Below are 10,969 nucleotides of genomic sequence, written 5' to 3'. Positions count from 1 at the left end.
AAAGACAACTGCTCTCGCATATACAGGTCCTGAAATCATGTTAATCCTTTTGGTGTTTATGGAGCAACCAAACAAAGCAGTAAAAGTCATTCTAGTTGGAATTTCTATTCCGTTAATCTTTTACGTAATAACGGTCGTAATGGTTATCGGTGCATTATCCGTCGATGGAGTTGTAACGAGAACTTGGCCGACAATTGATCTCATGCGCAGTTTTGAAATTTCTGGTTTGATATTTGAACGTTTTGAATCTTTATTGCTTGTAATATGGATTATGCAAATATTTGCTACATATACGATCAGTTACTACGCTGCTGCAATGGGGCTAGCACAACTCTTCAAAAAGAGCATTCATCCTTTTATGTTTGCTTTGCTTCCAATTATTTATATCATTGCTATGACTTCGAAAAATATAAATGATCTACTTAAATTCGGGGATATGGTCGGCAATACTGCTATATTTTTATTTGGGTTACTACCATTGCTCCTTCTTATCGTCACGCGATTAAAGAGAAAAGGGGGGACATCGTGAAGAATAACTTTCACTATGTACGGGTTCTTTTGACTTTGTTTTCGATGCTTGTGCTTCTGACAGGGTGCTGGAGCAGTAAAGAGATTGAAGAGTTGAGTTTAACTTCAGGTATAGCATTGGATAAAGGTAAGGAGTCAACAATTGAGAAAGAAATTGAGGGAAAAGGAGGAGGATATCCTAAAAGAAACCTTATTACAGCTACTTATCAAATTGTAAACTCGCAAGCAAAAAGTAAAGGAGACGGGCAACAAAAACGTTATATAAATGTTTCTGAGACTGGAGATTCTATTCATCAAATCATTCGTGAGTTTTCATTGAAAAGAGAGGGCCCTTTGTTCAGCCCACATTTAAAGAGCATTGTTATTAGTGATAGTCTTGTACGTACATACAGTTTGGAAAATTTACTAGATCAACTTCTCCGTGACAATGAGATTCGACTTAGCTGTATGGTTTTAATCAGCAAGGGACGAGCGAGTGCAACACTGGAATCAAAGGGAAAAGGAGAAATTCCAACGTTTCATTTGGTTGGGATTGGAGATAATCAATATAGAATAACAAGAATTTTACCTCCTGTATCGCTCGCTAAATTAGAAGGCAAAATGCAATCAGGATCCAGTTTTCTTTTACAAAATGTGATCTCGACAAATGGAGAAGCAAAATTTGCAGGAGCTGCCGTAATTAAAGGAAAAACAAAAAAGCTACGTGGTTTTTTAAATGAAGAGGAATTAGAGGGACTAATATGGATTAACGGAAAAAGGAAAGGTGGTGTGGTAAAAGGTTCTGATAAAAAGACAGGGCAACCCATCATCTACGAGATAAAGTCCATAAAAAGCAAAATCACCCCACATGTTAAGGGAAATAAGATTTCTTTTGATGTAAACATTGAATCAGAAGGGCGTGTGTCTGAAAATTGGATGCACTCAGGAAAAGGTTTTGAAAATGAATTTTTAAAAAGGGCAGAAAAAGTTGCTGAACAAGAAGTAAAGCACTTGGTGCATCATGTAACAGAAAAAATGCAGAAAAAATATCAAGCTGACGTTGCTGGCTTTGGAAACCGATTAAGAATTGAAGAACCAAAAGTATGGGAGAAAGTCAAAAAAGATTGGGATCAAACATTTAGTAGAGTACCGATTAAATATCATGTAAATGTAACCATACAAGATTATGGGGCGTCGAACTTTAAAAAGTGAGACATTATCTTATTCTATAACAACAGATTTTCTCTTCTTTTAGTGATGGAATAATTGCGAAAAAATAGAATTTCTATGGTTCTGTTGCAACGTTCTTTAGCAGATAAAAAGTCAAATTTAGTACAATCAAATTTCTGAAATTTTAAAAGAACGTGGCATCTCAATTCATCCAACACCTATCATACGTTGGGTTCATGAATACAGAAAATGTTAATACAAGGAGTAGTCCCATTACATAGCCAGCAAACCAAGATAAATTTGTATCCATACAGCGAAAAAGCAGCTATTCTTTTTGTAGAAATATGCAGAAAGGATGACGTTTTTTGATGAATGTCTCGATTCAAGATGAACTACAACCATTTGCAGAGGAATTACAACGATATGTGACACCCGTATTTTTAGAAAAACTTGCAAGAGAACTTGGGTTTGTAAAGCGAAAACGTAAGTTTTCTGGATCAGACTTAGCCATCATTTGTATCTGGGGGTTCTGTTGCGAAGTTTTGTTAAGGTTAAGTGGTGCCAACAAAAAGTTGTACATTTTATACGATTGTTAGCAGCTCCTGTAATTCATTGTATGTCGAAAAAACCGAAGTCTGAGTCAAGACTTCGGTTTCGTTTATATAAAGCATGAATGGTTTCGATGCCTTTCAAGGTACGGAAAGCGTGGCGAAGATTTTGAAATCCTGCGGATTTGGAAAAACGTCGCTTCACATGCCTATGGTCTTGTTCAATGAGATTGTTCAAATGCTTGCTTGTACAATGAGTTGTATTTATAGAAAAGCCTTGTTCTCTTAATTTGTTAAATGCGCAAAGTAATGCTGGTGCTTTGTCTGTAGTGAGAACCGTTGGTTCTCCAAACGTTTTAACTAATCTTTTCATAAAGGCATAGGCAGCCTGATGATCCCGTTTTTTACGAAGTTGAATATCCAATGTGTGCCCGTCTTTATCAATTGCACGATATAAATAACACCATTTTCCTTTGACTTTTATATAGGTTTCATCTAGTTTCCAAGATAATTGAACGTTTTTATTTTCCTTCTTCCAAATTTGATAGATAAGGTTTCCATATTCATGAACCCAGCGCATGATGGTTGTTGGATGAACCGAAACACCGCGCTCTTTCAAGATTTCAGATATATCACGATAACTTAAAGAAAAACGACAATAGTAGCCGACGGCTACCAAAATAATATCCTTTTTAAACTGTTTTCCTTTAAAATACCCCATATATCATTCTCCTGCTCACACTTTTTCTACAGGTTATCTCAGTTTAGAAATCTTTGCAACAGAACCTCCCTCTTTCATTATTAGAATATTTTTGTACTCTTTATAATTAAAAATGATGGTCTTCTTGTTTCGTTTATTATCTTAGGCATAGCCTCTATTCCTTCTTTTATAGCAACTGGTTCAGATAGTTTCTCTAGCTGAAAGCCATTATTTATTAATTCATTTATAAGAGTTGAAATCGTACGATGATATTTTACTACACCATCAATATACCAAAACTGCTCACGCTGCCCTTCTTCTTGATAATTATCTATTGGAAAATACAGCTTCTTTCCGTTCTCATCTGTTACCCAGCCATTCATTTTTTTTCTTGCAGTTACAATAGGATGCTCAGTAGAAAAGACAAATGTCCCTCCCTTTTTTAAGAATCTATTTATTTTATTTACTACAGCGCCGTAATCTTTTACATAATGAAGTGCAAGAGAACTAACAACTACATTAAAGTAATCTTTAGATATCTCTAGATCTTCTACAGAGCTATTTATAAATGTGATTTTATCGTGAATATTATTTCGTCTTGCAACATCAATCATGTTTTTAGAAATATCTACTCCAACTACCTCTAAAGCTCCTTTATTAATACAGTACCTAGTAAATTCCCCCATGCCACACCCTAAGTCCAATACCTTTTTATTTGTTAAATCGGGTAAAGAATTTTTTAGTGCTGGTTGTTCAATAAAATTGTTATAATTGATTCCTGAATCCCGTAATTTCTTATAGCCCTCAAAGAAAGTTGAATTGTCATAAATATTTTGTTTCATATTATAAGCCCCTTTCTTCATTAAAAAATGATAAATAATGCTATTTTGTTGAACATATGATAATTTTGACATTAACTTAAAAAGAGAAATAGACTTATATTTAATTTTTTGATAGGATTTAGATTGAGGCATGTCTAAAAATCGTCAATTTAAACTGCAGTTTAAAATTTGGCTTTATTGAATAATAAAAGGGGCTGTCCCATATGTCAGTAATTCTGACTTATGGGACAGCCCCTATATTGTACCCTTATAATGATCCTACCCTTTTAAGATTCTCATCATATAAAATTCAGAATAATTTTAAATTATTCTTAAACTACCTAACTTGCTTAATATTCCTTCCTCCATTAAATGGCCCTTTAACGGAATAACTTATTGCTACTCAACAGTTCCTTAATCTACCTTTCAATTCAGATGTTCTTTTCCTTTTTACTATAAAAATACCCCTTTAGATAACTATCTAAAGAGATAGAGCATCGCAACATTTTTATAAACGTCGCGACTTTATTTTAAACAGCGCAACTTTATTCAAAACTTCACGCCTTTCTTACAAACATACTAACTTTCTTTCAAATTCACATCTGTTTCTTATTCAGTTTGTTAGGAGGTTCATATAGATTTTTGAAGAAATAAGAGGATAACAGACAATTTTCCAGAAGATATTGCATATATTTGGTTAAGTATTGGTATTTATCCTTCGTTAGAATGGACAGAGCGATTTCAAAAGAAGGGAAGTGAGGGAACCATGATGCATCGGTATGAAATTAATTTTTCAGTGATGTATAGTGGCAAGGAAAGAGATTTACAATCCGCAATCATTCCAGCACGTTCTTTAGAAGAAGCAAATGAGAAATTGAAATCAGAAGTCAAGCGACGATTTGGGAAATGTCACGTGAGAATTGATACGGCCAATTTATGTGTTTCAGAGGATAGCAAATATACTATTGTATAAGAAAGTCTTGTTTATACAGCAAGGCTTTTTCTTATGTGTGACAATCATATTTAAATGAGTATATTGCACTATTCTGCGTAGTAAAATTCCGTTACAAGTAAAAAAGAACTAATCTCAAGAAGCGATTAGCTCAATATACCCAAAGTAATTATAGCAAATTTCATAATCAAGTTATTTTTTTCAAATCAACGTGTTTCTTTTAAGGTCAATACTAATCTTTTTAAAAGGATAAATTAGGTTACTTATAACAGCTCAGCTCGTTTTTCTAGTTTTGGGTAACAACAAACTTCTCAAGTTGATAGGCAGGTAGTGAGCCCTCTTTAAGAAAATATCTAGCTGTTTTTTTATTTTCAAATTAGTTTTGTGATGTTTGATAGTTATTTATCTTCTCACGAATAGCGGATGCGATGAATTCTTCGATTGTACTGTTAGTTTCTTCAACTATTTTATTGATTGCTTGATATTCTTTGCTGGACATCGTAACTGGTTTAGTCACGCTGCTACTATCTAAATACACGCTATTATTCACACGTTTTACTAATTTTCCTTCTATTAAATAAGGTGTTAAACTTTCAATCCATTCCAATTGCATTCCCATAGGTAATTCGATTAGTGATTGGCGAACATCAAAATACCAAAACCCTTCTTCTTCTAAAACTTTTAAATTTCTTGGAGATACATACTGCAGTATGAAATCAATAAGTTGAAAAGAACTACTACGTAATTGATCAGATTTTGGTATACGGAATGTAACAAATCTTTGATGATGACTACGTGGTTTATCAGATAACTCGTATGCTGGTATATATCCTAATTCCTTTGCTTCTTTTAGAGTGAATTCACTTCCAAATTCATCAATCAACATAATATCGCCACGTTTCGGAATAGAAATAACTCTAGCTATTGTATTTCCTTGAATATACCGCTGGAATAGGACTGTATTATACTTTTGAGAATATGTATACAGAGTATTTGCTTGATCAAATTTCTGTACAAGTTGCTTTAACTCTTCCTCTTTAATGAATTTAGTCTCTCGGTTACGATGTTCCTGTACAGTAACGGTTAACTCCCCATCTTCCAACCATTTTTCTAATTGATATGTGCTTACACCATACTTTTTACTAGCTTGGTATAAAGTAAGACCTTCCGTTTCTCTTTCTTTTTTAATCACTTCGACATCTTCTCTTTTGAACAAGAAACTTCCATCTAATCTCCAAGTATCCTTATTAATTGGAACTAATTGCTCCTGCTTCATCAGATTATTTACAACAAAATTACTAACACCTAAATACTCCTTCACTTCTGTTGTATTCATAATAATTTGTTGGTTTTCGTTCATGTTATTTCTCCTTTTTATTTGATTTGTATTTGAATCAATCATTTATGTAGTTTAATTTAAATTTCAAGGAATATATAACTGTAATTTATTATATCATAGATAACGTTTAATCTTTTTTCTTAAATAAATAAAATTTATTTATATTTACTAATTAAATTATTATTTGTATTTAAAGAAATATAACAAAGAGTTATTTATAAAATAAAGAATAGTATAACCATAGAAAATATACAATTTTCTATAGTTGTTATTCACTATCATTTTTATAAAATTTAATCTTTCTATGTAAATGATTTATAATTTAATTCAGTTATAATAGTAGATATAAAAGGAATTAATAAGGAGTTGAATAACAGTGAAATTTGAATTAAATACAATTCATAGTGAAACTTCTTTAGAAAATATAGAAAAACAAAAACAAAATTTCACAAACATAATTTCAGTATGGAATCGTGATTATATAAATGAAGCTGAATTTAAAAAGGAAAATAACGAAAGAGAAGATTCATATACATATGAGGGATTTTCAGATGAAGAAATATTGTACTACTACTTAAATCGGCAAACACATTTTGATCAAGAAAAACGTATAAAGAATGCATCCAGGACTCTATATGCACGTGATTTAAGTCAGTTCTATTTTTTCATCAAACAAAGTACAGAATTTCTGCAGCAAGATGTGAAAGGTTATGCAGTTGGCCAAGTTTGGAGGAATCTTAGAAAACGTCATATCCGAAACTATCAAAAGTGGTTATCTCAGGAGGCAATCTCCTATCAATCGAAAGAAAAATACAAAGCATCTACGATTAGTCGAAAACTTGGTGTGATCCGTTCGTACTTGAAATGGCTATATGAAATCCAATATATCCAAGAACCTCTTCATGTAGAGATTCTAAGCACGACCGTTAATAAACACCATAAACCAAAACGTGAGTTATCATATGAGGAAGTAAAGCAACTGCTTCATTACTATAAGGATAATGAAATCAATTACGCTTTATTGTCGATCCTTGCTACTACAGGGTTGCGTGTTGCAGAGGTAGCACATGCAAAGTGGGAAAATCTTGAGTATGACGCTATACGCGGACGTTACTATTTAACAGTTGATACAAAGGGAGATAATGAACGAATTGTTTCTATTAATAAGGAGATTTTTAATCGTATTGTTGCATTTAGAATTCGGAGAAGGTTACCTATAGACATTGGAAATGAAAATGGTGGGACTATATTTCAAACCAAGAACCATACTGCTTATAGAGAGAATTACTTGTCACAATATATTTCTAAAATCATAAAGGATACCAAGTTATCCTTTACAGAGAATATAAGAATTACCCCTCACTTCTTTAGACATTTTTATGTACAGTACTTATATGATTACAAAGGACTAGCACCTCATGTCATCGCAGCTGCAGTAGGTCATAAAAATGATCGGACTACGAAAGAAAATTATCTGAAGCAGAGATTGACGAAAGATAATGATGCTGGCAATCTAATTTTGGAAGATGAATTTTAATAACGATTTTATTAGGTATTAAATTACTTCAATACTATTGTTTTTAATTATGTAATTTTTATATAATTAAAAACAATTTATAGTCTATTTGTTTTGGTTTATTCTTATAAGATAAGGATTTATTAGTTCTTCGCCAAGTTTCCTTAAAAATTTTCGTATTTATAGGGAAGCGTGTAGAGCCTTGCTAAGGTTCTGTTGCTAAGTTTTGTTAAGGTTAAGTGGTGCTAACAAAAAGTCGTACATTTTATGCGATTGTTAGTAGCTCCTGTAATTCATTGTATGTCGAAAAAACGAAGTCTGAGCCAAGACTTTGGTTTCGTTTATATAAAGCATGAATAGTTTCGATGCCTTTCAAGGTACGGGAAGCGTGGCGAAGATTTTGAAATCCTGCGGATTTGAAAAATATAATAGCATGAAAAAGAGACAACTTTAGGATATGCCTAACCGAAATTCATCTTCCACTTTCACTGGCGCACCTTCACGTTTAAAAGTGGAAGACTACTTTCGGATAGAAGTTAAGACGTTATAATAGCAGCACATCTTTAATTTATAATCAATACTACAGAATCTAATCAAAAAGATACAAGATTTTACAAAAAAATGGTTCTGTTGCAAGGTTTTCTACATGAAGCTACACTCTAGAAAACAAGATCTAGGAGAATCAGGCATGAAATATTTTAAAGGAAAACAATTCAAGAAAGAGATTATTTTAGTAGCTGTCGGCTACTACTGCCGTTTTTCTTTAAGTTATCGCGATGTCTCTGAAATCCTGAAAGAACGTGGTATTTCAGTTCACCCAACAACCATCATGCGATGGGTTCATGAATATGGCAATCTCATCTATCAAATTTGGAAAGTGAAAAATAAATCTGCACGATTATCTTAGCATTTGGATGAAACTTATCAAGGATTTTATCAAACTACAATCCATTGTACAATCAAACATTTAAACAACCTCATTGAACAGGATCATAGGCATGTAAAGAGACGTTTTGCCAAATCTGCAGGATTTCAAAATCTTCGTCATGCTTCACGTACGATAAAAGGTATCGAGACCATTCATGCTCTATATAAACAAAGGCGAAGTCTTCAAAGAGACTCCGCCTTTTCAACGTACAATGAACTTCAACAATTACTAGCTACTTCCTAAACATTGTTCCTCATTTACCAAGCTGTTTATGCTTTTTCAAACTTTGCAACAGAACCCAGAAAAGTATAGCTGTTTTAGAAAAAAGTTTATGAAAAGCATAGATACAAACTTCAGTTTCAGGTGATCTTTCACCATCTAATTTAAATGCTTATAAGATCATGATCTCATTCAAGGCATTTTCAACTTGTTTTAATTACTTCCTTACTAGACACCCCCTCATTTGCCCATGTATTGGCGGAAAAATTCTATTTGTTCATTGTTGAGTATTGTTGCTTCATCTTTTCTTAAGTCAAGGTGGAATACATGACCGCTTGCTTTGTCTTTATGACCATATTCTTTGTAAATATAATGAAGTCCTGCAGATTCTAATTTACTAAGGAAAACAGGTTGAATCCCAACCAATCCATCATTAACACTGCAAGTCACAAAAGAAGGAGGAAAAGATGACGTAATGTTTGACTGAAAATCCATTTCCTTTTCATATTTGTGAATTTCTTTTCCAAGGTAGTCCTTCATCAAAGCATATAAAAGATTCCTGTACCATTTTTTCGTTTCTTTGTTTTTTATTCTATCGAGAGGATCATACATTCCGTGGTTTAATCCCATTGCTTTTATTCTTATATCAGGCATTTTGAAGTCAAACAGTTTTGCATAATTTGAATTAGTAATGATTGCTGCATACTGACTTGCAATCTGTGCTCCCGCTGAATCACCTACAATGAACAAATTATTTAAGTCCATATGAAACTTTTTTGAATTACTCTTCACCCAATGAAAAACTGAATTTACATCTTCCAGAGCTGCTGGGAATGTATACTTTGGTGCAAGACGGTAGTTGAAGTTTACTACCGTAAACCCGTACTGGGCTAAATTCATGCAGTAAAACTGATAAGCTTCCTTGTTCCCGTACACCCAGCCGCCACCATGAATCGATATAATTACTGGCAAAGGTTTTTCCGTATCCTTTGGATAATACACGTCAAGCAAATGGTTTCCACTTGTATCCCCGTAGTAATCAAGGTTGTCCAATCTTTCGATATTTTCTGGGGTAGTTAACCCTTTGTCTCTTTTAGCATCCCCCTTTTTGAATAATACATTTAACAAAACTGATGTTAATGACATTTCTTCACACCTCTTTTTGTGAAATGAGAATTACTTAGCAGATTAGTTTGTTTTTGCACAATATTCCAATAGAAGAGATAATTTATTCTTGTTTTATCATTTTCCGACAGAAGAGTCCTTCCTCAAAAATGTGAAGGTGTGAAAACACCAATTTTAGGTGGGAGATGAATGTCGGTAGGCGTAAGCCTACTTTTTTTAGTATACTGTAGGTATCCTACGAAAAAAGTGAGGTGCAACCCATGTTAGTAAATAAGGCATATAAATTTCGTATCTATCCAAATAAGGTACAAGAAATATTAATTGCTAAAACCATTGGGTGCAGTCGCTTTGTATTTAACCATTTTCTTGCTCTCTGGAATGACACCTATAAAGAGACAGGAAAAGGATTAACCTATCCTTCTTGCTCTGCCGAGCTTACTCAATTAAAAAAGCAACAGGATACACTTTGGTTAAAAGAAGTAGATAGTATTGCTCTTCAATCCACATTAAAAAACCTCGCAGATGCTTTTTCGCGTTTTTTTAAGAAACAAAATGATATTCCACAATTCAAATCTAAAAACAATAAGGTTCAATCCTACACAACAAAACAAACGAACGGCAATATTGCGATTGTAGGTAACAAAATGAAATTACCGAAACTTGGCCTTATTCGCTTTGCCAAAAGTCGTGAAGTAGAAGGTCGTATTCTACATGCAACGATTCGACGTAACCCAAGTGGTACATACTTTGTATCTATCCTTGTCGAAACAGAGATACAAGAAATGCTTAAAACGGAATCCACTTGTGGAATGGACGTTGGGTTAAAAGATTTTGCTATTCTTTCTGATGGAACAACATATAAGAACCCTAAATTCTTCCGTATATTAGAAGAAAAGTTAGCAAAAGCACAGCGTATCCTTTCCAGAAGAACGAAAGGTTCTTCGAACTGGAACAAGCAGCGTGTGAAAGTTGCAAGAATCCATGAACATATTGCCAATGCGAGAGCTGATTACTTACATAAACTCTCTACTGAAATCATCAAAAACCACGATGTCATCGGTATAGAAAACTTACAAGTCAGTAACCTGCTCAAAAATGGAAAGCTTGCAAAAGCAATTAGTGAAGTATCTTGGTCACAATTTCG

At 33.4% G+C, this 10,969-nt stretch carries 9 protein-coding genes and 4 pseudogenes; 8 read left to right on the top strand and 5 right to left on the bottom strand.

Features of this window, described 5'->3' with window-relative positions; all coding sequences use genetic code 11:
• The 4 genes and pseudogenes from KFD70_RS28465 to KFD70_RS28450 form a co-directional block, all read left to right on the top strand.
• Positions 1-529 (top strand): GerAB/ArcD/ProY family transporter (locus tag KFD70_RS28465; protein ID WP_431613541.1); only part of this gene is annotated, 529 nt, incomplete at its 5' end.
• Positions 526-1,719, top strand: coding sequence for a Ger(x)C family spore germination protein (locus KFD70_RS28460; protein WP_431613540.1), 1,194 nt, complete (start codon positions 526-528; stop codon positions 1,717-1,719). The genes KFD70_RS28465 and KFD70_RS28460, both read left to right, overlap by 4 nt.
• A 121-nt stretch (positions 1,720-1,840) precedes the next feature.
• Positions 1,841-1,921 (top strand): annotated as a pseudogene (locus KFD70_RS28455) (IS6 family transposase); the annotation flags it as partial.
• Positions 1,922-2,045: 124 nt separating this feature from the next.
• A pseudogene (locus KFD70_RS28450) lies at positions 2,046-2,201 on the top strand (IS4 family transposase); the annotation flags it as partial.
• A gap of 85 nt (positions 2,202-2,286) precedes the next feature.
• Here the strand turns inward: KFD70_RS28450 and KFD70_RS28445 are convergent.
• Together KFD70_RS28445 and KFD70_RS28440 are read right to left on the bottom strand one after the other, a co-directional pair.
• Positions 2,287-2,946: an IS6 family transposase gene (locus KFD70_RS28445; RefSeq protein WP_431613539.1), complete on the bottom strand. Its 660-nt coding sequence runs from the start codon at positions 2,944-2,946 to the stop codon at positions 2,287-2,289.
• 80 nt (positions 2,947-3,026) lie between these two features.
• Positions 3,027-3,839, bottom strand: a complete 813-nt coding sequence (locus KFD70_RS28440; RefSeq protein WP_336454565.1) for a class I SAM-dependent methyltransferase — start codon at positions 3,837-3,839, stop codon at positions 3,027-3,029.
• A 673-nt stretch (positions 3,840-4,512) separates the two neighbouring features.
• Between KFD70_RS28440 and KFD70_RS28435 the strand changes: the two genes are divergently transcribed.
• Positions 4,513-4,719, top strand: coding sequence for a hypothetical protein (locus KFD70_RS28435; protein WP_336454564.1), 207 nt, complete (start codon positions 4,513-4,515; stop codon positions 4,717-4,719).
• A 355-nt stretch (positions 4,720-5,074) separates the two neighbouring features.
• Here KFD70_RS28435 and KFD70_RS28430 read toward each other — a convergent pair whose 3' ends face one another.
• Positions 5,075-6,058 carry a DNA-binding protein gene (locus tag KFD70_RS28430; RefSeq protein WP_336454563.1) on the bottom strand — a complete coding sequence of 328 codons (984 nt, stop codon included), beginning with the start codon at positions 6,056-6,058 and terminating at the stop codon, positions 5,075-5,077.
• A 355-nt stretch (positions 6,059-6,413) separates the two neighbouring features.
• Here KFD70_RS28430 and KFD70_RS28425 point away from each other — a divergent pair, with 355 nt between their 5' ends.
• Entirely contained in the window at positions 6,414-7,574 is a 1,161-nt protein-coding gene (locus KFD70_RS28425) for a tyrosine-type recombinase/integrase (protein WP_336454562.1), read from the top strand.
• A gap of 244 nt (positions 7,575-7,818) precedes the next feature.
• On the opposite strand, the pseudogene KFD70_RS28420 reads toward KFD70_RS28425, so the two are convergent.
• Positions 7,819-7,977 (bottom strand): annotated as a pseudogene (locus KFD70_RS28420) (IS6 family transposase); the annotation flags it as partial.
• A gap of 264 nt (positions 7,978-8,241) precedes the next feature.
• Here KFD70_RS28420 and KFD70_RS28415 point away from each other — a divergent pair.
• Positions 8,242-8,724, top strand: a pseudogene (locus KFD70_RS28415) (DDE-type integrase/transposase/recombinase).
• A 216-nt stretch (positions 8,725-8,940) separates the two neighbouring features.
• Here KFD70_RS28415 and KFD70_RS28410 read toward each other — a convergent pair.
• Positions 8,941-9,846 carry an alpha/beta hydrolase gene (locus tag KFD70_RS28410; RefSeq protein WP_336454561.1) on the bottom strand — a complete coding sequence of 302 codons (906 nt, stop codon included), beginning with the start codon at positions 9,844-9,846 and terminating at the stop codon, positions 8,941-8,943.
• Between the two features lie 239 nt (positions 9,847-10,085).
• On the opposite strand from KFD70_RS28410, the gene tnpB reads away from it, so the two are divergent.
• On the top strand, positions 10,086-10,969 hold an 884-nt coding region (tnpB, locus tag KFD70_RS28405; RefSeq protein WP_431613538.1), incomplete at its 3' end, for an IS200/IS605 family element RNA-guided endonuclease TnpB.

Origin of the sequence: Bacillus pfraonensis (genome assembly GCF_050768835.1) — a bacterium.
Classification (GTDB): Bacteria; Bacillota; Bacilli; order Bacillales; family Bacillaceae_G; genus Bacillus_A; species Bacillus_A pfraonensis.
This window is presented reverse-complemented; position numbering and strand designations above follow the sequence as displayed.